The organism is Paenibacillus lycopersici (assembly GCF_010119935.1).
GTDB lineage: Bacteria > Bacillota > Bacilli > Paenibacillales > Paenibacillaceae > Paenibacillus_Z > Paenibacillus_Z lycopersici.
This window is the reverse complement of record NZ_CP048209.1, coordinates 5,321,958-5,343,532: the sequence shown is the minus strand read 5'-3', so window position 1 is coordinate 5,343,532 and position 21,575 is coordinate 5,321,958. Positions and strand designations below refer to the sequence as shown.

Genomic DNA, 21,575 nt, shown 5'->3' with positions numbered 1-21,575 from the left:
CCGATTATACGAGACCTGCTTATCCCGTCCGCACTTGGCTGCCCGCGCCCCGCCGGCCGCGTCAGCCACGACGATCCCGCCGGTTAAGACAACGGGGCCGCAGCGGCTTTCAGATCGAGCCGGTAGCATTTGACCAGCGTTTCGCCGTTCATGATATCGGCATCGACGGCGCGTTCGAAGCCGAGGCGTTCGTACAAGCCGACGGCGGAGGCCATCATATCCGACGTGTGCAGGTGCAGCCATTCGGCGCCGAGCGAGACGGAGCGGGATACGGCTTCGCGGATCAATGCCGTCGCGATGCCTTTGCCGCGGTGCTCGGGAGGCACGGCGAGATAGCGGATAATCGGGCCGGCGATGCCGAGCTCCGGCGCGCCGTAGGCGGCATCCGAACCGATAAACAGCTGCACGGAGCCGACGATCCGCCCGTCTTCGATCGCCGCGATCTTGGCGATCGGTCCTTCTTTATCGAACGAGGCGAGTATGGAGCTGCGATATGGCCCCCATCTGTCCGCAGGCAGCGCCTCCGAATATTGCGTATAAGCGTCAAGGGTGACTTGCAGCACCGCGTCGCGGTCCGCTGCCGTCGCATCCCGAATCGTCAATTCCATCGATGGTTCCTCCTTCAGCGCCGAAGCCGTTCTACGGCGGATGCTTCTAAGTATACTATAACCTGCGATTCCGGCTCTATGAATGGGTTATAAACAAATTCAATACTTCGATAGAAAATTTCTGTCTGCAGCAATACGCGGCAATGCAGGGAAGATCTTGGGCCCCCTCGGGCGGATTTGATTTGACGATCCGGGCGGGATTGCTTTAGAATACGAATAATTCCTAGTTAACTCATATGAATAATATATATTAAAGGAGCGAGCCCGGGCATGAACATTGAGAACATCGAGGCGTTCGTATACGTGAATCACTACGGGAGCTTCAACAAAGCGGCCGAGGTGCTGTTCCTCTCGCAGCCTTCGGTCACGGCCCGCATTCAGACGCTGGAACGGGAGCTGGACTGCAAGCTGTTCGACCGGCTCGGCAAGCAGATCGCGCTGACGGACAAGGGGAAACAGTTTCTGCCCTACGCCCAGCAGATCATGCAGACGTTTCAGAAAGGCAAGCAGCAGATGCAGCAGCGCAAGACGCTTCCGCACGAGCTGCGGATCGGCGCGACCGTATCCGTCTCGAACTATCTGATCCCGAGCCTGCTGCCGAGACTGAAGCAGCGGTATCCGGACATCCATTTCAAGCTGACGACGGCGGGGACGGACGATCTCGTGAACAAGCTGCTGGGCAAGGAGATCGACCTGGCGTTCGTGCGCAAGGTGGCGCATCCGACGCTGAGCTCTTATAGCTTCTACGAGGATCCGATCAAACTTTACGTGTACGAGGGGCATCCCTTTATGAGACAGGAACGCGTATCGATCTCGGAGATCAGCTTCGAGCCGCTCGTCTTCTTCGAATGCGGTTCGCTCGACTGGCTGCGGGTGCACCGGGTGTTCGACAGCCTGGACCGCCATCCGAACATCGAGTACTTCGTCGATAACTCGGAGTCGGCGAAGAAGCTCGTGCTGGAGCGTGCGGGCATCTGCTTCCTGCCGGGACTTTGCGTGGAACAGGAGGTGCGCGCGAACCGGCTGTTCCCGATCGAGTTCAAGGAGCTGGACGGCATAGCGCTGCAAACGAACCTGATTGCCCGCGGCAGCGAGCATGCGATGTTCGCGGACACGCTCCTCGAGATCGGACAAACGCTGTTTCGATAACTCCGGAAGAGTTCCAGCGTATCGATAGGTTCTCTCCATCGACATATAGAAAATCTCTATTGATGGATGGATTGACTGATGGAGACGCGGGATGATAAATTAAGTTCAATCTAATTCCGATTAAATCGATTGGAATTGTAAAATTAGCATTTGCCAGCGATCTACCATTCCTGTGGAGGTCCGAACGAGACCTTGGCCGACGAGGCGGGGATAGCATGACATGATAAACACACAGCGGAGGTAGATGGGGTTATGAGACAAAGAATGGCCGGTACGGCAGGCTTGGCATTGGTTGCATTGACGGTTATGGCGGCGGGCTGCGGCACGAAGAACGAGGCGGACAACGCAAGCGCGAACGCTGCCGGCAATCAGACAGCGAACGACGCGCAGCACGCAAGCGGCGGGAATAAGGCCGGGGACGTGAAGAAAATCATCGTCGGCACGGGCACGCAGTTCCCGAAAGTGTGCTTCCTGGACGAGAACGGCAAGCTGACGGGCTTCGACGTCGAACTGGTCAAAGAAATCGACAAGCGTCTTCCCGGTTATGAATTCGAGTTCCAGACGATGGACTTCTCCAATCTGCTGCTCAGCCTGGAGACGAAGAAGATCGATTTCGTCGCGCACGAGATGGAGCAGAACCCGGACAGGGCGGCGAAGTACCTGTTCAACAAAGAAGCGTATGCGCACTGGAAGACGAAGATCATCGTGCCGAAGGACAGCAAGAATACGTTCAACAGCCTCGACGACCTGAAGGGCAAGAAGGTGCTGACGACGGCGACGAGCGCCGAGGCGACGCTGCTGGAGCAGTACAATAAATCGCATGATAACGCGATCAAGATCGTCTACACGAACGGGGCGGCGAACGATACGGTCAGCCAGCTGACGAGCGGCCGCGTGGACGCGACGCTGGGCGCCGACTTCACGCTATCCCTGATCGATCCGCAAGGCAAGCTGCAGTCGGAGGGCGAAGCGCTCGAAGAAGCCGACGTGCAATTCGTCTTCCGCAAAGACGACGAGGACGGGCAGAAGCTGGCGGACGCCGTGGATGGCGCGCTGAAGGAGATCAAATCGGACGGCACGCTGAGCAAGCTGAGCGTCCAATGGCTGGGCGCCGACTATACCCAAGATTAATGCCGAAGGAGGGAAACGAAGATGGGCGAGAAGTTCGATATCAGCTATGTCTTCACGTTCTTCCCCAAGCTCCTGAGCACGCTGCAGACGACGCTGTTCATCGTTGCGGGGGCGCTGCTGGCCGGATTGATCGTCGGCTTCGTCGTGGCGCTTCCCCGTCTCTATAAGGTGCCGGTACTGCAGCGGCTCGCTCAAATCTATGCTTCGTTCTTCCGGGGCACGCCGATTCTTATTCAGCTCTTCCTGTTCTATTACGGCCTGCCCGAGGTGCTGAAGCTGGCCGGCATCGACGTCAGCCGCACGCCCGTGCTCGCGTTCGTCATACTAACATACGGCCTGCATACCGGGGCGTACGTGTCGGAGACGATTCGTTCGGCCGTCACGTCCGTCGACCGCGGACAGGTGGAAGCCGCCTATTCCGTCGGCATGTCCGGCTTCCAGGCGTTCAGGCGCATCGTGCTGCCGCAGGCGCTGGCGATCGCGGTGCCGGTGCTGGCCAATGTCACGCTTGCGCTGTTGAAGGATACGTCGCTCGCGTTCTCGCTCGGCGTGATGGAGATGACGGGCAAGACGCAGACGCTGGCGACGCTGACGAATCATTTCGTCGAGAGCTATATCTCGCTCGCGCTGATCTATCTGGTTATCAGCATCGTGCTGGAACGGCTGCTGCTGCTGCTGGAACGGAGGCTGCTGCGTCACGAGAAGCGCCCCGTCGAGTCCTATGCGGCGCCCCGCCGGGGCTGGTTTCCAGGATTCGGCCGGTCGGCCGGCCGGACAGCCGGACGCGAACGAAGCGTACGTCTGAGAGAGGAGGCGAGGTAAGTGAAGCTGGATCCATCGTTCATCTGGGAAGCGTTCGTCGAGCTGCTGCCGGTCATTCCGACGAGCCTGCTCATCACGGCGGTCTCCGTCATACTCGGCTTCATTATCGGGACGGCGGTCGCGTTCATTCGCATCTATCGCGTGCCGTTCCTGCATCCCGTCGCTTCCGCGTACGTCACGTTCATTCGGGGCACGCCGATGCTGACGCATCTGCTGATTATTTACTTCGGCCTGCCGATGCTTATCGATGGCTTGAGCGCGCAGTTCGGCTGGGGCTTCCGCTCGGCGTCCATTCCGTATATCAACTTCGCCTTCCTGGCATTCTCGTTGACCGCGGGCGGATATATGTCGGAGGTCGTCCGTTCAGGCCTGCTCACCGTGAACCGCGGGCAGATCGAGGCGGCATACTCCGTCGGCATGACGACGCCGCAGGCGATCCGCCGCATCGTGTTCCCGCAGGCGTTCGCCGCGAGCATCCCGAATCTGACGAACGCGGTCATCGGCATGCTGCATGCGTCGACGCTCGCTTTTACCGTGTCGGTCGTGGAGCTGTTCGCCAAGGCGCAGATCGTCGCTTCGACGAATTGGAAGTTCTTCGAGGCCTATCTGGCCGCGGCCGTTATTTTCTGGGGACTGACCGTCCTTATCGAACGGGTCGCCGTCGTCCTGGAGAAACGCATGACTATGTACAATCGAGGTGGGGTCGCATGATCAAGCTGACGGGCATTACGAAATCGTTCGGCAAGCACCAGGTGCTTCAGGGCATCGATCTCAAGGTGGACAAAGGCGAGGTCGTCGTCATTCTGGGCCCGAGCGGCTCCGGCAAAACGACCCTGCTGCGCTGCATCAATTACTTGGAGCGCCCGAACGAAGGGCGGATCGCGATCGGCGATTTCGAGCTTGACTGCGCCCGTGCCGGGAAGAAAGACATTCACGCCCTGCGCGGCAAGTCGGCGATGGTGTTCCAGCATTATAACCTGTTCAAGCACAAGACGGTGCTCGAGAACGTCATGGAAGGACTCGTCATCGTGCAGCGCATGCCCAAGGAAACGGCGCGCCGCCGAAGCGTCGAGGTGCTGGAGAAGGTGGGGCTCGGCGAGAAGCTGGACGCTTATCCGAGCATGCTCTCCGGCGGTCAGCAGCAGCGCGTCGGCATTGCCCGCGCGCTGGCGCTCAATCCCGAGGTCATTCTGTTCGACGAACCGACCTCGGCGCTCGATCCCGAGCTGGTCGGCGAGGTGCTTGCGGTCATCCGCAGAATCGCGAAGGAAGGCATCACGATGATCGTCGTTACGCACGAGATGGGCTTCGCCCGCGACGTGGCGAATCATGTGGTGTTCATGGACGGCGGCGTCATCGTGGAAGAGGGCGCGCCGAAGGATATTTTCAACAAACCGCAGGAAGAGCGGACGAAGCAGTTCCTGAAACGGATCATGCCGGAGCCGACCTATTCCATCTAAAAACAAGTCATTCGGCCAACGGTCGTCAGGAGGGATAAGCAATGGGAATCACGCTTAGCATTTTGGATCAAACGCCGATTTATCCGGGCGAGACGGCGACGGAAGCTTTTCGGCACACGGTGACGCTGGCGCAGCGCGCCGAGGCGCTCGGTTACCGCCGGCTGTGGGTCTCCGAGCATCACGACTCCGATTTCGTGGGCGGTTCTTCCCCGGAGGTGCTCATCTCGCATCTGCTGGCCAAGACGGAGCGCATCACGATCGGCTCCGGCGGCATCATGCTGCAACATTACAGTCCGTACAAGGTCGCGGAAAATTTCAACGTGCTGTCGTCGCTGGCCCCGGGCCGCGTCGATCTCGGCATCGGCCGCGCGCCGGGCGGGCTGCCGCGCTCGACGCAGGCGCTTCAGCGGGGCGTCGACCATCCGCCTACGCTGACGGAGAAGATCGTGGAGCTGGAGAAATTCATCCATGACAAGCTCGAAGACGGCCATCCGCTCGCCGGGCTGAAAGCCTCGCCGCTGCCGGAAACGGCGCCGGCGCTGTACGTGCTCGGCACGAGCGTCGGCAGCGCCGAAATCGCGGCGTCGCTCGGACTGCCTTACGTGTTCTCGCAGTTCATCAACGGCGACGAAGAGACGGCGCTGGCGGCATTCGCGGCGTACCGTTCGCAGTTTAACCGCGAGCGCGGCGATCGGCCGCAGGCGATCTTCGCCTTGTCCGTCGTCGTGGCGGACAGCGACGAGGAAGCGGCGGAGCTGGCAGGCAACCTTCAGCAGGTCAAGATTCATCTGGCCAGCGGCCGGACGCTGACCGTGGGCACGATCGAGCAGGCGGAGGAATACGGCAAGCAGTCCAACGAGAAGTACCGCATCGAGGTGAAGGAGCCCGAGGTGACGAAAGGCGCGAAGGAAACGGTGCGCGCCAAGCTGCTTGAGCTGCAGCGCAAGCTCGGCGTGGAGGAGTTCATCGTGACGACGAATATCCCGAATTTCGAGAAGCGGCTTCGCTCGTTCGAGCTGTTGAAGGAAGCGGTGTCCGAGACGGCTGCCGAAGCTTCCGCGGCGCCGGCGGCAGAGCATGGGGCGGCCGCGGTATAGGCTGCGGAGATTGGGATAAGCAGGAGGGATTCGCTTGGTAGAACGGTTGGAAACGAACGGAGCGGCCGGCGTGACGGCTGGGCAGGAGGAAGCGCTGCGGCAGCGGCTCGTCGACATTCGCCGCTGGCTGCACCGGAATCCGGAGCTGTCGCTGGAAGAGTTCGAGACGACGGCGGCCATTCGGCGCTGGCTGGAGGAAGCGGGCATCCGGATCAAGGATTACGGCCTGCGGACGGGACTGGTCGCGGAAATCGGCGGCTTGCATCCCGGCCCGGTCGTGGCGGTCCGTGCCGATATCGACGCGCTGCCGATCCAGGAGGAGACGGGACTGCCGTACGCCTCGGAAGTGAAGGGCCGGATGCATGCCTGCGGGCATGATTTCCATACGGCCGCGGTCATCGGCACCGCGCTGCTCTTGAAGGCGCGCGAGCGGGAGCTTCGCGGCACGATCCGGCTCCTGTTCCAGCCGGCGGAGGAGAAGGCCAAGGGCGCGCAGCAGCTCATCGCCGCCGGCGCATTGGCCGGCGTGAGCGCCGTCTTCGGCATGCATAACAAGCCGGACCTGCCCGTCGGCACGGTCGGCATCAAGGAAGGGCCGCTCATGGCGGCCGCGGACGGCTTCGTCGTGGAAGTCGCGGGGAAGGGCTCGCATGCCGCCGTGCCGGAAGCGGGCGTCGATCCCATCGTGGCGGCGGCCCATATCATTACGGCGCTGCAGACGATCGTGAGCCGCAACGTCGGACCGCTGCAAGGCGCGGTCATCAGCGTCACGAAGCTAAACGCCGGGACCGCCTGGAACGTGATATCCGAGAAGGCGGTGCTCGAGGGCACGGTCCGCACGTTCGACGAACGCGTCCGGGAGCTTGTGCTGCGGCGGTTCCGGGAAGTCGTCGAGGGCGTTGCGGCGGCCTGCGGGACGACGGCGGACATTCGGTGGATTCAAGGTCCGCCGCCCGTGACGAACGATGCATCGCTGGTGCCGCTGGCGCTTGAGGCGGCGGCCGGCGCGGGACTGCGGGCGGTCGCGCCGTCGCCGTCGCCCGCGGGCGAGGACTTCGCTTTCTACCAGCGGGAGGTGCCGGGACTCTTCGTATTCATGGGCACGTCGGGCAGCAGAGAGTGGCATCATCCGGCTTTCGATATCGACGAGGACGCGCTGCTGCCGAGCGCGGCGTTCTTCGCCCGAGCGGCCGAGATCGCGCTGCTGCGCCCGGCGCCGGACAACAACTAATAACGGAGGTCTGAATCATGGCTGACACTACGATCGATAAGCTGCTAGGGGATTATTCGGCGCTGCATGCGCATTTGAAGCAAGCCATCGCGAATTTGAACGAGGATCAATTGACATGGAAGGCGGCGCCCGGCGTATGGAGCGTGACGGAGGTGCTGTCGCATCTGGCGGATCATGCGATCGTCGTCGGTTTCCGGATCCGCGAAATCCTGTCGGCGTCCGTCGCCAAGCTGCCTGCGTTCAGACAGGATCCCTGGGTCGATTCCGCGCGCGCGAACGAAAGCTCCGTGGATGACATTCTCGCATTCTATGAGGCATATGTGAACTATAATCTGCTGCTGTTCAAGCGTCTCGCGCCCGAGGACTGGTCGAAGACGGGCGTCAATTTCAAAGACGAGAACGTCGCGCTTCGCGACGTCGTACAGGGCTTCGTCAAGCACGTGCATCATCATATCGCCCAAATCGAGCGTATCTCGGCGGCTTACGTGGTCGTCTGAGCAGAATCCGCCGGTCACGGGCACTCTTCACCCATTAGGAGGCGTAAACCATGAGCAAACCACGCAAGCAATTGCGATTCGGCGCGATGCTGCACGGCGTCGGCGGCAATCCCGCCCTGTGGCGTCATCCCGACATCCTGTCGGATGCCAGCGTTAATTTCGAATTGTACAAGAGCTGGGTACGGAAGGCGGAAGCCGGCAAGCTGGACCTGGTGTTCGTCGCGGACGGCCTCTATATCAACGAGAAATCGATTCCGCATTTCCAGAACCGGTTCGAGCCGATCTCGCTGCTCAGCGCGCTGGCTTCGGTCAGCACGCATATCGGCCTCGTCGGCACGCTGTCGACCTCGTACAGCGAGCCGTTCACGGTCGCGCGCCAGTTCGGCTCGCTCGACGTGCTGAGCGGCGGCCGCGCAGGCTGGAACGTCGTCACCTCGCCGCTTGAAGGCTCGGCGCTCAATTACGGCAAGAAGGAGCATCCCGAGCATGATCTGCGCTACCGGATCGCGACGGAGTATCTGGAAGTAACGCGCGGGCTGTGGGATTCCTGGGAGGATGGCGCGTTCGTGCGAGATAAGGCGTCCGGCGTCTTCTTCGATCCCGCGAAGGTGCATGCGCTGAATCACGAAGGCGAATTCTTCTCGGTCAAGGGACCGCTCAACATCGCGCGCTCCAAGCAGGGCCGGCCGGTGATCTTCCAGGCGGGCGCGTCGGAGGTCGGGAAGAACTACGCGGCGAAGGAAGCCGATGCGATATTCGCCGGTCACGAGAACATCGAGGATGCGATCGCGTTCTATCAGGATATTAAAGCGCGTGCGGTCTCGTTCGGCCGTTCCGCGGACGACGTGCTCATCTTCCCGGGCATCGGCCCGATCGTCGGCGCAACGGAAGAAGAGGCGGAGCGCAAATACCAGGAGGTCGCCAACCTGATGACGATCGAGACGGCGCTCAATTATTTGGGCCGCTTCTTCGAGCATCATGATTTCTCCCAGTATCCGCTCGACGAGCCGTTCCCGGACATCGGCGATCTGGGCCGCAACAGCTTCCAAAGCGGCACGGACAAAATCAAGCGCGACGCCAAGGAGCGTAATCTGACGCTGCGCCAGGTCGCGCTTCAGGCGGCCACGCCGCGGGGCAACTTCATCGGTACGCCGGAGAAGGTGGCCGACCGGATCGAGGAATGGTTCGTGCGCGGCGCCGTCGACGGGTTCATGATCGCCGAGGCCGTGCCGAACGGACTGGCGGATTTCGTCGATCATGTCGTGCCGATTCTGCAGGAGCGCGGCCTGTTCCGGACGGAATACGAGAGCGACACGCTTCGGGGCAACCTCGGCCTGGCGATTCCGGAGAATCGGTACGCCAGAGAGAAGGCGAAGATTTAAGATGTTGGACAGAACAGCTTCGGCAGGTCGGATGACCGAGCCGAGGCTGTTTGTTATATGCCATCGGCTTGCGGATGTAATTGGACATTATTTCCGCCCCGTAGAGTTGTATTAACGAAAGCTCGACGGGTTGAGCGGATGCGGCTTATACATCTAACACTGAGGAACGGCTATATTACGGGGCAAGGATCGAGAATTATTGCGAAAGTATTACAACATGCCTTGGAGATTCCGCTAACAGACGATGCATTGACAATAAAAATTATTCATCGTGCATTGACGGAAGCCAAGCCGCTTCCTAAGGACAAGATTTGCACGCATGAACATTTTTATGGCTTTGATGCACGACCCCTCAGCATATTCGGCGTATAAAGACATTTGGGTAACAGGGATGATTCGCCAAATCGATGAAATCGGGGGTCAGATTCATCCCGCTATCAATGCCGGAATTACAGGCCAGGCAGGACAATGAATTACTGGTACAAGGAATAAAGGTATCAGTGATGAAGCTTGGGTTGAACGAAACATAGGCAGCGGACACAGGATCCGTTAATGGTATTGAAATTGGTGTTTCGGGTTAGCGATCGGACATAGGATCCGTTATTGCCCCTTTGAAGCACCGAATGTGAGCATGTTGGGTGAAATAGCGCATCTCCTGTCCGGAAGCTCGCGGAAAACAAAGAAAACCGGTCAATAAGGCATCTCCTGTCCGTTCCGTTGCTTCGACGGCAGCGCTGCTGCCCAACTGGTCGAACAGACGACTGATCAAAATCGTTTCAGCTGCTATGCCGGGAAGCGGCAGTCTTAGAGCGTGCTGCCAAGAGGTGCGGGCATCCCGCCGGATCTGCACGAGAATGGCGGTTCAAGCCGCCCCCGCAATATAGGTAAGGCTAATAGGTGTAATTCTCCATCGATCCCACTACAATAAAAGGGGCTGTCCCATAAGTCATCGTTAGATGACAGTGGGACAGCCCTTTCAGTCTCAAACGAATCACCGAGACTTAACTGCCAGCGCAGGTTTTGCGTTAGGGAGCGACTTTGGTGCGGAGCACCACGGGAGTGCCCAACGCAAAACCGGAGCTTGATGAGCCACAGACCGGCGAAAGGAAGCGCAGCGCAGGTTTTGCGAATGGGAGCGACTTTGGTGCGGAGCACCACGGGAGCGCCCATCGCAAAACCGGAGCGCGCGACGCCCCCGACGGTCCAACAAGCGGCTAGCGTAGGTTTTGCGGTTGGGAACGTCCGGTGCGAAGCACCACGGGAGCGCCACGGGAGCGCCACGGGAACGCCCATCGCACAAACCGGAGCTCTAGCCGCGGCTTGCCACGGCCACGTCTTGCACCGCTTTGTAAATCGTATCGAACAGTTCTTCGAGGTTCTCTTCCTCGATGCAGGAGAAGGCGACGCGCAGGTCCGTTTCGCCGAGCGCGATCGTGCCGATGGCGTACTCGTCGAGCAGGCGCGTGCGCACCGTTTCGGCATCGACGCCGTTCAGCTTCAGGCACATGAAGTAGCCGGAGTTGAACGGGTAGTACGACCATACGTCGCCGTAGCGGCCGCTGTCGAGCAGGCTCTTCACCTTGTTGGCGCGGCCTTTCATGATCGCGAACTTCTCATCCTTCTGATCTTCGAATTCCGGCGACTGCAGCGCCTTCAGCACGAACGTCTGCGACGGGTGCGGACCGCTCGAGATCGTCGCGCGGATGATGCCGAGCGTCTTCTGCTCCAGCGCAGAGAGCATCGCATCGGAACCGGCTGCGTAAGTGATGAAGCCGACACGGAAGCCCCAGACGTATTCTTCTTTGGTAGCGCCGTCGACTTTAACCGGCAGGATACGCGGGTGCAGGCCCGCGAGCTGGCCGAACAGCGATTCGTGCAAGGAGCCTTCGAAGAACAGGCCGAAGTACGCATCGTCGGTCACGGCCACGACGTTGATGCCGGCGTCGGCCGCGTCCTTGAGCGCGGCGACGATCTCGACGCCTTCCTGCGCGTCCGGCGTGTAGCCCGTCGGGTTGTTCGGGAAGTTCAGGACGACGATGGCTTTGCCCTTGCTTTGCTGTGCCAGCAGCGCTTCGCGCAGTCCTTGGCTGTTGAAGCGGTTCTCGGCGTTATACAGCGGGTACTCCACGATTTCCGCGCCGCGCCGGACGCCGAAGGTCAATTCGTAGTTTTCCCAGTTTTTGTTCGGAATGATGACCGCGTCTCCCGCGTCCGCAAACAGGTCCGCGACGATGCTGAGACCGTGCGTGAGCGCGTTGGTGACAACCGGATTGCCGTAAGCCTTGTTCGCGAGCGACGGATTTTCCTTCACCATCTTGGCGCGCCATGCGGCGCGCAGCTCGGGCTTGCCGCCCGGCGGCGCGTATTCGTATAGGTCCTTCGGATTATAAGCGGAGAGCGTGTCTTGGATCACTTTCAGATGCATCGGCTGACCGTTCTCGATGGCAATGCCGATCGTTGCGTTATATTTCTTCGCCTTCGCCTTCGCTTCGGCCGATTGGCTCAGGATGCCATCCTTCGGATAGTAGATGGCTTTGCCGAGGGAAGACAACATCTGGATAACGTGACCGTTCTCGCGCTCAATCGTCGCGTTCAACTGTTGGGCAAGTGGATTCATGGACTTTTATTCATCCTTCCGGTAGTTCAGTCTCTTGGTTTGGGCTCCGATTCGGGAACCGATTAGGAGCTATTATAACACTTTACAGCAGTGAAAGGCCATGAAAGTCCATCGATTTTTTTGAATAAAGTTTGTAATTGTTGTCTACTTTATTGACGCGAGAATCGCGAAGTTGGCAAAGGATGCGCAGTGTTGTATGATGGCATCGATATTGTTTTCAAGCAGGGAGGAAGCCGGAGATGCTGCACTGTTCGCCGACATCGTTCGAATTAAAGTCCGCGTTCGCCAAAATCGTCTGCGAGCCGGGTTGGAAATGGGCCAAGCGCGAGAAGCCGCTCGCCAATTACGATTTGTTCTACGTATGGAGCGGCGTCGGGGAAGTGATGCTGAACGGCGTGCCGGTGCCCGTAAGCAAGGGCAGCTGTTTCCTGTTTCGCCCGGGCGACCATACGAGCGCCACGCATAACCCGCAGAAGCCGCTTGTGCTCACGTACATCCACTTTGACGTCTCGGAGCCGGTCGAGCACATTCCCCAGCCTTATCGGCTGCTGCACGAAACCGTCGATTTCGAATACCTTCTCTCCCGTTATGTCCGTCTGTTCCTTGTCAAAACGTATGCGGCGGAGGAAGAGGCGCAGCTCATCCTGAAGCAGCTCATGATTCATCTGCTCCGCGTCGACCAGGAAGGCCCCAGCGAAGAGCGCAAGGCGAGCAACCAGCTGACGGAGGCGATCCACGAAATCGCCAACTACATCCATCAGAACCCGAGCATCGCGCACCGCGTCGAGGATTTGGCGCAGCGCGCCCAGCTGTCGCCGCGGTACTTCTCCATCAAATTCAAGGAATTGATCGGCTCGTCGGTCCAGTCGTACATGATCCGGAAGCGGATCGAACGGGCGCAGCATCTGCTCATGCATGCCGGCATGAACGTGACGGAGGTCGCCGACGCGCTCGGGTATCGCGATATTTTCTTCTTCAGCCGGCAGTTCAAGCAGTATACGGGCAAGAACCCGTCGGAGATCAGGTAGCCCGCCGAGGGATGGCGAATGGCAAACGGCGCGTACGGCGCCATAAATCATATCATAAGGCATAGATAGAAAAAGAACCGGTCAGCGTCTAGTCGCCGACCGGTTTTTGAGCGTGCGGGCAAAATTGCTTCATGAGCGCGATCGTGTCCGCATCCATGGGCAGGCCGCGATCCGCGAGCTGCGTCGTAATCGAATCGCGCTCCGCCTGTTTGAGGTTCTGGCCGAACTTGAACTTCCCGCTGACGCGGTCCGCGTCGATGCGGACGACGGCTACGCCTTTCAGCCGGGGGATGTAATCGGGATCCGACGCATCGATCGTCTTGTAGCCGCCTTCCGGCTGCAGCTTGCGCATGAGCGCCTCCAGCGCGGCGGCCTTTTCCCGCGGATCGTCTACCACGACGGCATGTCCGTCCACCCGAACCGATTTGAAGTAAGCCGTCGCCGGGCAGGCCAGCAGCGGATCGCTGAAGTAGGAAGGGATGATCGCATACTCCTTCGCGGCCATGAAGGTAACTCGCTCGTTGGCTTTCAGCTGCGTCATTTTCTCGCCGATCCGGCTGCCGTGGAAATAGATGCTGCCGTCGACATACACGAAATTGAGCGGCGTCATCGACGGCGAACCGTCAGCCGCGACGGTGCCCAGGAAGCCGAAGCTCATTTCTTCCATGAACCTTGTTATTTCCTCCGGATTCGCATCCGCATTGACTTCGAATTCCGCTCTACGCATCGTAACGACCTCCATTGGCGATTAATAGCTCCTAGCATAACGCGCGCATTGACAACTCAAAAGATCCAATTATGATTAGTTTTATTGAGCCGCTTTGAGATTGAACGGGACTGGCGGGACTATTGGCGGGAGGCGGCAGGAATGGATTTGGATTTTCGCATTGCATACGAACGGTATTACGGCGAGCTGGGGCGCAAGACGGAGGCGTTGTACCAGTCGCTGCGGGACGCGATCGTCAGCGGGATGCTGAGCGGCGGAACCCGGCTGCCGTCCAGCCGAAAGCTCGCGGAGCTGTACGGGCTGTCGCGCGGTTCCGTGAATGCCGCCTACGATATGCTGATCGCGGAAGGCTTTGCCCGGGCCGAGGGCGGCAGCGGCACCTTCGTGGCGTCGGGCGCCTCGCTGCAAGGCAGCGGCATCGCAAGCGGCGCGGGCGCGGCGCCGCTTGTCCTGTCGGCGTGGGGCGACCGGCTCGTGGCGGGGAAGGCGCGGTTCAGCTACATCGAGCAGCATCCGCCGCTGCCGAAGGACGGTATTCGGGAACGGATCAGCTTCCGGCTCAAGGAAACGGATGCGGAGCTGTTCCCCACGGAAGCGTGGAAATCCGCGATGCATGCGGAGATTCGCGACATGATGGCGGCATTCCCGGCGATTACGACGCCCGTGGAGGGCCATCTGCCGCTGCGGGAGGCCATCGCGCGCGACCTGCGGCGCGAGCGGGGCATTCGGGCAAGCGCCGACAATGTGTTCATCACGAACGGCTCCATGCAGGCGATCGCGCTGCTGACGATGCTGCTGGTCGAGCCCGGCATGCCCGTCGCGGTCGAAAATCCGTGCTACGCCGGCATCAAGCGCGCCATTGTTTCGCAGGGAGGCGTGCTGCATAACGCGGCGGTCGACGATCACGGGATCGTGCCGGAAGATTGGGACGCCCGGCTGCTGCTCGTAACGCCGACCCGGCAGTTTCCGACGGGCGCCGTGCTGTCCGCGGCGCGCAGGGCCGAGCTGCTGGCCTGGGCGTCGCGTCACGGCGCCGTCATCATCGAGGACGACTACGACAGCGAGCTGCGCTGGGGCGGGCGGCCGGTCGAGCCGCTGAAGGCGCTGGACCGCGAGGAGCGGGTCGTCTATATCGGCACGTTCTCGAAGACGATGTTCGTGGACCTGCGGCTCGGCTATGTCGTGCTGCCGGATGCGCTGCGGGAGCCGTTTCGGCTGGCCAAGGCTTTGCTGGAGCCGCATCCGGCGGCGCTGATCGAACAGCGGGCGATGGCGCATTTCATTGCAAGCGGCGCATACGCCAAGCATGTCAGGCGTATGAAGCGGATTATCGGGCGCCGGCTGCGGGCGTTCCGGGACGAGGTGGAGGCGCGGCTTGCGCTATGGTTCCGCTTCGTGCCCGCCGACGCCGGGCTGCATATGTACGCCGAGTGGCTGGGTGAGGCCGGGACGTATGCACGGCTGCGGGAGCGCTGCGGCCGGGAAGGCGTGAGCTGGTCGGTCGGCGACTCGTTATGGGAAGGCGCCGCGCCGCGGCGAACGGCGCTGTTCGGCTTCGCTCATTTGCGCGAGGAGCAGATTGCCGAAGGCGGGGCGATTATCGAGCGGGTTTGCCGGGGAATAAGGGACTAGCGGAAGGTTGGACCGGCAGCCATGGACGGCAAGAATGCGGTAATTCTTGCCTGGTAAAGCATGGCGACGATCTTCGTGAACGATTTGGAACGGCCTCGCGCTTCATTTGATGTATAATGCTATATGGAGGCCCCGCATCGACGGCGGCTGAACGAAGGAGAACTTATGACAGCAGAATTGATGACATTCGAACAATTGCAACTGATTCCCGCCATTCTCAAGGCAATGGCCAAGGAAAATTATACGCAGCCGACGCCGATTCAAACGCAGGCGATTCCGCCGGTGCTGGCGGGCCGCGACCTATTCGGCTGCGCCCAGACGGGAACCGGCAAGACGGCGGCGTTCCTGCTGCCGATCCTCCAGCGGCTGAGCGCGAAACAGGAGCGTCCGAGCGGCAAGCGCGTCATTCGTTCGCTGATATTGACGCCGACGAGGGAGCTGGCGATCCAGATTGCCGATAATTGCAAAGCGTACGGCCGCTTCTTGAATCTGCGCAGCACCGTCATCGTAGGCGGCGTCTCGCAGAAGGCGCAGGAGCAGGAGCTCGCGCAAGGCATGGATATTCTGATCGCGACGCCCGGCCGATTGATCGATCTGATGAATCAAGGGTACGCGGATCTGCGGCATGTGCAGATTCTCGTGCTGGATGAAGCCGACCGTATGCTCGATATGGGCTTCATTCATGATATGAAGCGGATCATTGCGAAGCTTCCCGCCAAACGGCAGACGCTGTTCTTCTCGGCGACGATGCCGAATGAGATCAAGTCGCTGGTGGACTCGTTGCTGACCGATCCGGTGAAAATCGAAATCACGCCCGTCTCCTCGACCGCGGAGCGCATTCAGCAATCGCTCTATTTCGTGGATAAGCCGAACAAGCTGTCGCTCCTGATCGATCTGATGCAGGACAAGTCGATCAGCAGCGCGCTCGTGTTCACCCGTACGAAGCGCGGCGCGGACCGGGTCGTTCGCGGCTTGACCAAGGCGCATATTTCCGCGCAGGCGATTCACGGCGACAAGTCGCAGACCGCCCGCCAGACGGCGCTGAACAATTTCAAGAACGGCACGACGCGCCTGCTGGTGGCGACGGACATCGCGGCCCGGGGGATTGACATCGACGAGCTGTCGCATGTCATTAATTTCAATCTGCCGAATATTCCGGAGACCTACGTGCATCGGATCGGCCGCACCGGACGGGCGGGGCTGAGCGGAATCGCCATTTCGTTCTGCGAGCAGGAAGAAATTCCATATTTGAAGGATATCGAGAAGCTGATCAAACGGAAGATTCCGGTAATCAAGGACCACCCGTATCCGCTGGGCCAGACGGAGGAGCCTGCTCCGGCGGCGGTCGGCGCGGCGAAGCCCGGCAGTGCGCCGGTCGGGGCGGCCAAGGCCGGCAGTGCGCCGGCCGGAACGGGCGCGGCACGCGGCTCTCGCGGCGGCAGCGGGCGCGAATCTGCCGGCAGCGGAGGAGCAAACGGCGGCTCCAACGGACACCGCCATCGCAGAAGACGTCCGCAAGCTGGCAAGTAAATAGGGAGGCGACGCCATTGAAGGATCGGCAACGCATCGGCGAGGGCAATACGGCAACCGTTTACGAATGGGAAGCAGGCAAGGTGCTTAAGCTTTTTCGCAAGGGCTACCCTGTGCAGGCGGTTGAGCGGGAATTTCTCAACGCCTGCGCAGTCAATGAGCTGAGCTTCGCGAAGCCCAAGGCCTATGAAATCATTCGTTGCGAGGAGCAAACGGGGATTGTCTATGACAAAGTGGAGGGCGAATCGCTGCTGGATTGGGTGTTGCGAACCGGCGACCTCCAGGAATGCGCGTCGCAGATGGCCAGGCTGCACCAGACGATCCTTCAGCACAGCGTCAGCCGTGTACCGGACTACAAATCGTTCCTGAGCGAGCACTTGGCTAACGCAGCATCGCTGCATGCAGCGGAACGGGACCGCGCGCTGGAGCTGCTGGCACGATTGAAGGATGGAGACACGCTCTGTCATGGCGATTTTCATCCGGGCAACATCCTGCTGTCCGGCGGGCAAACGACGGTAATCGACTTCATGAACCTATGCCAAGGCGACCGGCTGTACGATGTTGCCAGATCCGTGTTTCTGGTCGAATATACGCCCGTTCCGGCAGATTCGGATCGAGCATCGTTGCTGCGGATGAAGAAGACGCTGGCCGAGTGCTATCTTAACGAAATGCAGGTTGCCCGCGAGGAAATCCAGGACTATCTATCCGTCATTATCGCAGCCAGGGCGGGCGAATGTCCGGACGAATTGCGTACGGCTCCCGGCTTGAACGCCGCAGGCGAATAGGAAGGCATAAAAGAAACCGTCAAGCTCTGGGAGCTTGACGGTTTATTCGAGGTTGAACGCTAATGTTCGGCCAGCGTGCCGAGCTTCTCGCCCATGCGCACTTTCAAGCCGGTCTTCAAATCGACGCGCGGGTAGAAGCTGTCGTCCTCGGTCAGCAGCACGACGGTGGAGCCGAATTCGAAATAGGCGAGATCGTCGCCCCGTTCCAGCTTGTCGCGCAGCGGCAGCACGTATTGGATGCTGCTGACGTTCATGGCGCCGACCTTGACGATGGCCGTCTCCGCGTTCGCATGGCGCATGTACGTGATCAGCCGTTCGTTGCGGCTAAGCACCCGGCGCATGTGGCGGAGGCCGAAGTCGTTGACGGGATATACTTTGCCCGGCACATGCTCGCGTTCCACGACCGTGCCGGCGATAGGCGTATGTATGCGGTGATAATCGGTGGGACTTAAGTAAAGGACGATATAGTAGCCATTCTTGTAATTCTCCGTACGCGGCGAGTGGTTCAGCAGCTCCTCGATCGTATAATCCTGCCCTTTGACGTTCAGGATGGTTCCCTGCTCGATCGGGCCGCAGCCAGTAATCAGCGCGTCGACCGGGCTGACAAGCGTGCTCGGCTCCGCGTTGACGGGCCTTGAACCGGGCTTCAGGCGTCTCGTGAAAAATTCGTTCAGCGTGCTATATTCATGCAGCGGTTTCTCGGCTTCCTGGACGGCGATGCCGTACATGCGGGCGAACCTCGGAATAAAACGCCGGCTGGCGGGCGACTGCGCGAAGCGGCCCGTTATGCGCGAAATCCATTTGCGCGAGCTGAGCTCGGTCATGGATCGGAGCAGCCATTTGGTCATGCCGGTAGTTCACGTCCTCTCTTGATTAGGGGCAGGTCTAGATGGTCTGGGACTAGTTTGACATATCGTGGAGCAATTATCAATAGAATACATTCCCACAGGTTTAAGGCGCGCAGCGTTGGCGAATAGTGGGGATGAGGTGATATGCGATGATGGGCTTGATACTGCTTGCCGCCCTCGCAGGCGGCGCGCTGCTGACTTGGCTGAGAGCGGCGTTCCCTGCCGCCAGGCGGCTGCTGGATCTTTTGGGCGCTGCGGCGTACATGATCTTTTTTGCGGAAACGGCGCGTGCCGTCTTGAAGACGCTGCTGGACGATACGGTGTTCATGACGCAGGTGCACGAGATATTGCTGCGGCCGCTTTTTCTGATCTGCGGCGGGTATTTGGGGCCTTATGGCCTCAGCCTGCTGCTGGCCCAGCTGTGGGCGCGGGACAAATAGTTGGGCGAGCGTGAGCGCGGAGAATCAGGCAGATGGCGGTTGCCGGCTTGGCATTGCGGCGTATGCTGTAACAGACATTTTCTATCTGGAGAGGCGGTCTGCGCGCCATGGATAAACTCAAAATCGCATTTGTGACGCCGGGTACGTTTCCCCTGCCGTCCCCGAACAGCAGCTCTGTCGAGCGTGTCGTGGAGAAAACCGTGCCGCTGCTCGTTCCGCATGTCGAAGCGCATATATACGGGCGTATCAGCCGTTCGCTCGGCAAGCGTGGACAGGTGGGCGGCGCGGCGATCGAGCGGTTCCCGGCGGCAAGCAAGCAGCGGTACATTCAATGCGTAAGACGCTCGGTCAGCAAGCTTCGGCCCGACGTGCTGCAAATCGAGAACCGCCCCCGTTATGTGCTCAAGCTGAAGCAGTCACAGCCGAACCGATCCGTGTGGCTGAGCCTGCATTCCAACACGTTCATTCGGGAGCGGGCAATTCCGGTGCAGACGCTGGCCCGCTGTTTTCATGCGGCCGACCGCATTATCGTCAATAGTGAGTTTCTGCGAGAGGATGCGGCGAGACGCGTACCTCAGTGCGCGAATAAGCTGCGGGTCGTTTACCCCGGGGTGGACGTCGAGCGCTTCCCCTCGCAGTATTCGGCCGCCGGAGCGATGCTGCGGGCGGAGCTTCGCACGAAGCGCAAATGGCTCGGGCGCAGCGTCGTGCTCTTCATGGGCCGCCTGCAGGAGATCAAAGGCGTGCATCATCTGCTCAAGCTGATGCCGCAGCTCATTCAAGCGCATCCGTCGGTGCTGCTCGTCATCGTCGGAGGAGCGTTCTACGGCTCGCGCCGGACAACGCCCTACGTCCGCAAGCTCCACCGGCTGGGGCACAAAATGAAGGGGCATGTGACGTTTGTTCCCTACGTCCCCTACTCCGAGGTGCCGAGCTGGTTCCTGGCTGCCGATGTCGCGGTCGTCCCGTCCGGCAGCCGCGAAGCGTTCGGGCTCGTCAACGTGGAGGCGATGGCCTGCGGCCTGCCTGTCGTGGCAACCCGCGCGGGCGGTATGAAGGAGATCATCGAGCACGGCGTGACGGGGTATATGGTCGACCCCGAGCATGTAGTTCCCGAGCTGCGCGCGCGGCTGCTGGAGCTCTTATGCGACGACCGGCTGCGTCAGGAAATGGGCCGGCAAAGCCGAATTCGGGTGGAGCAGCACTTCACGTGGCAGCATTCCGCGAACCGCTGGCTGCAGCTCCTATCGGAGCCTTTGTGACAGACATGACGGAATAATAGATACCGGTTTATAAGAAAAAGCTTGAAAGTTGTCGGCGTTTACCGTAAAATGAAACTAGTTTTTGGGACGAAATGGAAACTGTTGCAGCAGGAAGCACCTGTTTGCAGGCTGGTTTTATTCAGCTTGCATGCGGGTGCTTTTTTGTGCTTGCAGCATGTGTCGCGCGCGGGAAGAGAATCTTTGGCGATTCTTAAGCGCGGCAGGTATCGTCGAAATCTAGTAAACGATGGTAAAATATGTTGGTTATCTGAGTCTATGGAACCATACGCGTGAAGCATAAAAGAAGGTTGATACCAGGGAATCTCATTGGCGGCATCGGTCCGCAATAAACAATACTAAGGAGGGTTTAATGATGAAAATGAACCATTGGGTGCCGGCAGTCGCGGCTGTAGTTATGCTTGCAGGAAGTTTGAGCGGTGGCGGAGCGGCCACTGCTGCTGCGAAATCGCAGCCAAAAGCGGATATGCCGATTAAGCTGCTCTACAATGCGCGCCAGCTCCCGAGCGATGTACAGCCTGAGTCCGTGAATGGTACAACGCTTGTTCCGCTGCGCGTCGTATCGGATAAGCTCGGCGGCAAGCTGACGCTGACAGGGAAGAAGATCAGCATTGTTAAAGGGAAGAGTACGCTTGCGCTTACGATCGGAGAATCGGCGGCAACGATTAACGGGAAGACGACCAAGCTGCCCGTGCCGGTGAAGGTCGTGAAGGGACGGACGCTGGTTCCGCTGCGCGTGGTGAGCGAGGGGCTTGGGGTTGCGGTGGAGTGGGATAATGTAAGCCGGTTTGTCTGGATCGGCAGTCGAACTGTTCCGAAGCTTGAAGATGTATTAAAAGCGGTGGACATTAAACCGTACCTGGATTACTTCAAAGGCAAACAAGGGCAATTGATTATCAACGATGGTTTCAGTCCGAAGAAGACAACGGCAAGAATCATTGAAGAAATGGATTTTCCGCTAGAAATTGCAGGGGATATCTACTACCGAATGGATCTCGCATACTTTAACGGCGAAGAAGTTACGCGATCTGTAACGAATGATAAAGGTGTCATGGGGCGCAGTTTCTATGTGCTGGAAAAAGGGATGCCGGCTCGCGCTCGTTCTGAATTTTCTGGAATAAGAGAATCGATGGGTGATTTCCGTATTCACTATAATCGGATGGTTACACAAAACGACGAAATTAATTTTGGCATAAAAGACTATAAGTCATTCCGCATCAAACAAGCTGCTTTCATTGGCATATTTGCCCCGTCTGACAGTGTCATCCTCGTAGATAACTATTTTGCTCACTAGCTATTATTTACGCGTGA

Annotated in this window: 20 protein-coding genes; 16 read left to right on the top strand and 4 right to left on the bottom strand. The window is 59.6% G+C overall.

What is annotated here, in order from left to right; translation table 11 throughout:
* Positions 1-83: 83 nt before the first annotated feature.
* On the bottom strand, positions 84-608 hold the full coding sequence (locus GXP70_RS23450) for a GNAT family N-acetyltransferase (RefSeq protein ID WP_162359066.1): 525 nt from the start codon (positions 606-608) through the stop codon (positions 84-86).
* 270 nt (positions 609-878) lie between these two features.
* Here GXP70_RS23450 and GXP70_RS23445 point away from each other — a divergent pair, with 270 nt between their 5' ends.
* From GXP70_RS23445 to GXP70_RS23405, 9 genes are all read left to right on the top strand, one after another.
* Positions 879-1,757, top strand: a complete 879-nt coding sequence (locus GXP70_RS23445; RefSeq protein WP_162359065.1) for a LysR family transcriptional regulator — start codon at positions 879-881, stop codon at positions 1,755-1,757.
* Positions 1,758-2,009: 252 nt separating this feature from the next.
* Positions 2,010-2,888, top strand: a complete 879-nt coding sequence (locus tag GXP70_RS23440) for a transporter substrate-binding domain-containing protein (protein WP_225442532.1) — start codon at positions 2,010-2,012, stop codon at positions 2,886-2,888.
* A 21-nt stretch (positions 2,889-2,909) separates the two neighbouring features.
* Positions 2,910-3,710, top strand: a complete 801-nt coding sequence (locus GXP70_RS23435; RefSeq protein ID WP_162359064.1) for an amino acid ABC transporter permease — start codon at positions 2,910-2,912, stop codon at positions 3,708-3,710.
* On the top strand, positions 3,711-4,421 hold the full coding sequence (locus tag GXP70_RS23430; protein WP_162359063.1) for an amino acid ABC transporter permease: 711 nt from the start codon (positions 3,711-3,713) through the stop codon (positions 4,419-4,421). It abuts the gene before it with no gap.
* Positions 4,418-5,170, top strand: coding sequence for an amino acid ABC transporter ATP-binding protein (locus GXP70_RS23425; protein ID WP_162359062.1), 753 nt, complete (start codon positions 4,418-4,420; stop codon positions 5,168-5,170). The genes GXP70_RS23430 and GXP70_RS23425 overlap by 4 nt, the downstream gene beginning before the upstream one ends.
* 41 nt (positions 5,171-5,211) lie before the next feature.
* Positions 5,212-6,267 (top strand): LLM class flavin-dependent oxidoreductase, encoded by a 1,056-nt coding sequence (locus tag GXP70_RS23420; protein ID WP_162359061.1) that lies wholly within the window; start codon positions 5,212-5,214, stop codon positions 6,265-6,267.
* A 70-nt stretch (positions 6,268-6,337) separates the two neighbouring features.
* Positions 6,338-7,498, top strand: coding sequence for an amidohydrolase (locus GXP70_RS23415; RefSeq protein ID WP_162360642.1), 1,161 nt, complete (start codon positions 6,338-6,340; stop codon positions 7,496-7,498).
* Positions 7,499-7,515: 17 nt separating this feature from the next.
* Positions 7,516-7,995: a DinB family protein gene (locus GXP70_RS23410; RefSeq protein ID WP_162359060.1), complete on the top strand. Its 480-nt coding sequence runs from the start codon at positions 7,516-7,518 to the stop codon at positions 7,993-7,995.
* Between the two features lie 50 nt (positions 7,996-8,045).
* Entirely contained in the window at positions 8,046-9,377 is a 1,332-nt protein-coding gene (locus GXP70_RS23405) for an LLM class flavin-dependent oxidoreductase (protein ID WP_162359059.1), read from the top strand.
* Between the two features lie 1,309 nt (positions 9,378-10,686).
* Here the strand turns inward: GXP70_RS23405 and GXP70_RS23400 are convergent.
* Positions 10,687-11,994 carry an aminotransferase class I/II-fold pyridoxal phosphate-dependent enzyme gene (locus tag GXP70_RS23400; protein WP_162359058.1) on the bottom strand — a complete coding sequence of 436 codons (1,308 nt, stop codon included), beginning with the start codon at positions 11,992-11,994 and terminating at the stop codon, positions 10,687-10,689.
* A 239-nt stretch (positions 11,995-12,233) separates the two neighbouring features.
* On the opposite strand from GXP70_RS23400, the gene GXP70_RS23395 reads away from it, so the two are divergent.
* Positions 12,234-13,022 (top strand): helix-turn-helix domain-containing protein, encoded by a 789-nt coding sequence (locus GXP70_RS23395; protein ID WP_162359057.1) that lies wholly within the window; start codon positions 12,234-12,236, stop codon positions 13,020-13,022.
* 88 nt (positions 13,023-13,110) lie between these two features.
* On the opposite strand, the gene GXP70_RS23390 is transcribed toward GXP70_RS23395, so the two are convergent.
* Positions 13,111-13,749, bottom strand: coding sequence for a pyridoxamine 5'-phosphate oxidase family protein (locus tag GXP70_RS23390; RefSeq protein ID WP_162359056.1), 639 nt, complete (start codon positions 13,747-13,749; stop codon positions 13,111-13,113).
* 141 nt (positions 13,750-13,890) lie between these two features.
* Between GXP70_RS23390 and pdxR the strand changes: the two genes are divergently transcribed.
* From pdxR to GXP70_RS23375, 3 genes are all read left to right on the top strand, one after another.
* Positions 13,891-15,381 (top strand): MocR-like pyridoxine biosynthesis transcription factor PdxR, encoded by a 1,491-nt coding sequence (gene pdxR / locus GXP70_RS23385; RefSeq protein ID WP_162359055.1) that lies wholly within the window; start codon positions 13,891-13,893, stop codon positions 15,379-15,381.
* 180 nt (positions 15,382-15,561) lie between these two features.
* The gene (locus GXP70_RS23380; protein WP_162360641.1) at positions 15,562-16,911 is read left to right on the top strand and encodes a DEAD/DEAH box helicase; all 1,350 of its coding nucleotides are present in this window, start codon (positions 15,562-15,564) and stop codon (positions 16,909-16,911) included.
* Between the two features lie 17 nt (positions 16,912-16,928).
* The gene (locus tag GXP70_RS23375) at positions 16,929-17,696 is read left to right on the top strand and encodes a phosphotransferase family protein (RefSeq protein ID WP_162359054.1); all 768 of its coding nucleotides are present in this window, start codon (positions 16,929-16,931) and stop codon (positions 17,694-17,696) included.
* Positions 17,697-17,755: 59 nt separating this feature from the next.
* On the opposite strand, the gene asd is transcribed toward GXP70_RS23375, so the two are convergent.
* On the bottom strand, positions 17,756-18,544 hold the full coding sequence (asd, locus tag GXP70_RS23370; RefSeq protein ID WP_162359053.1) for an archaetidylserine decarboxylase: 789 nt from the start codon (positions 18,542-18,544) through the stop codon (positions 17,756-17,758).
* 149 nt (positions 18,545-18,693) lie between these two features.
* Between asd and GXP70_RS23365 the strand changes: the two genes are divergently transcribed.
* From GXP70_RS23365 to GXP70_RS23355, 3 genes are all read left to right on the top strand, one after another.
* Entirely contained in the window at positions 18,694-18,984 is a 291-nt protein-coding gene (locus GXP70_RS23365; protein ID WP_162359052.1) for a hypothetical protein, read from the top strand.
* A gap of 107 nt (positions 18,985-19,091) precedes the next feature.
* Complete coding sequence (locus tag GXP70_RS23360; RefSeq protein ID WP_162359051.1) at positions 19,092-20,246, top strand: glycosyltransferase family 4 protein; 1,155 nt, start codon at positions 19,092-19,094, stop codon at positions 20,244-20,246.
* Between the two features lie 373 nt (positions 20,247-20,619).
* On the top strand, positions 20,620-21,558 hold the full coding sequence (locus tag GXP70_RS23355; protein WP_162359050.1) for a copper amine oxidase N-terminal domain-containing protein: 939 nt from the start codon (positions 20,620-20,622) through the stop codon (positions 21,556-21,558).
* Positions 21,559-21,575 lie beyond the last annotated feature (17 nt).

What these genes read in the sequence shown, in the direction of transcription:
- GXP70_RS23360 (WP_162359051.1), top strand. Translation starts at nt 19,092, where the DNA reads ATGGATAAACTCAAAATCGCATTTGTGACGCCGGGTACGTTTCCCCTG.
- GXP70_RS23400 (WP_162359058.1), bottom strand. Translation starts at nt 11,994, where the DNA reads ATGAATCCACTTGCCCAACAGTTGAACGCGACGATTGAGCGCGAGAAC.
- GXP70_RS23410 (WP_162359060.1), top strand. Translation starts at nt 7,516, where the DNA reads ATGGCTGACACTACGATCGATAAGCTGCTAGGGGATTATTCGGCGCTG.
- GXP70_RS23450 (WP_162359066.1), bottom strand. Translation starts at nt 608, where the DNA reads ATGGAATTGACGATTCGGGATGCGACGGCAGCGGACCGCGACGCGGTG.
- GXP70_RS23405 (WP_162359059.1), top strand. Translation starts at nt 8,046, where the DNA reads ATGAGCAAACCACGCAAGCAATTGCGATTCGGCGCGATGCTGCACGGC.
- GXP70_RS23390 (WP_162359056.1), bottom strand. Translation starts at nt 13,749, where the DNA reads ATGCGTAGAGCGGAATTCGAAGTCAATGCGGATGCGAATCCGGAGGAA.
- GXP70_RS23395 (WP_162359057.1), top strand. Translation starts at nt 12,234, where the DNA reads ATGCTGCACTGTTCGCCGACATCGTTCGAATTAAAGTCCGCGTTCGCC.
- GXP70_RS23355 (WP_162359050.1), top strand. Translation starts at nt 20,620, where the DNA reads ATGAAAATGAACCATTGGGTGCCGGCAGTCGCGGCTGTAGTTATGCTT.
- GXP70_RS23420 (WP_162359061.1), top strand. Translation starts at nt 5,212, where the DNA reads ATGGGAATCACGCTTAGCATTTTGGATCAAACGCCGATTTATCCGGGC.
- GXP70_RS23435 (WP_162359064.1), top strand. Translation starts at nt 2,910, where the DNA reads ATGGGCGAGAAGTTCGATATCAGCTATGTCTTCACGTTCTTCCCCAAG.
- asd (WP_162359053.1), bottom strand. Translation starts at nt 18,544, where the DNA reads ATGACCAAATGGCTGCTCCGATCCATGACCGAGCTCAGCTCGCGCAAA.
- GXP70_RS23425 (WP_162359062.1), top strand. Translation starts at nt 4,418, where the DNA reads ATGATCAAGCTGACGGGCATTACGAAATCGTTCGGCAAGCACCAGGTG.
- GXP70_RS23440 (WP_225442532.1), top strand. Translation starts at nt 2,010, where the DNA reads ATGAGACAAAGAATGGCCGGTACGGCAGGCTTGGCATTGGTTGCATTG.
- GXP70_RS23445 (WP_162359065.1), top strand. Translation starts at nt 879, where the DNA reads ATGAACATTGAGAACATCGAGGCGTTCGTATACGTGAATCACTACGGG.
- GXP70_RS23365 (WP_162359052.1), top strand. Translation starts at nt 18,694, where the DNA reads ATGATGGGCTTGATACTGCTTGCCGCCCTCGCAGGCGGCGCGCTGCTG.
- pdxR (WP_162359055.1), top strand. Translation starts at nt 13,891, where the DNA reads ATGGATTTGGATTTTCGCATTGCATACGAACGGTATTACGGCGAGCTG.
- GXP70_RS23380 (WP_162360641.1), top strand. Translation starts at nt 15,562, where the DNA reads ATGACATTCGAACAATTGCAACTGATTCCCGCCATTCTCAAGGCAATG.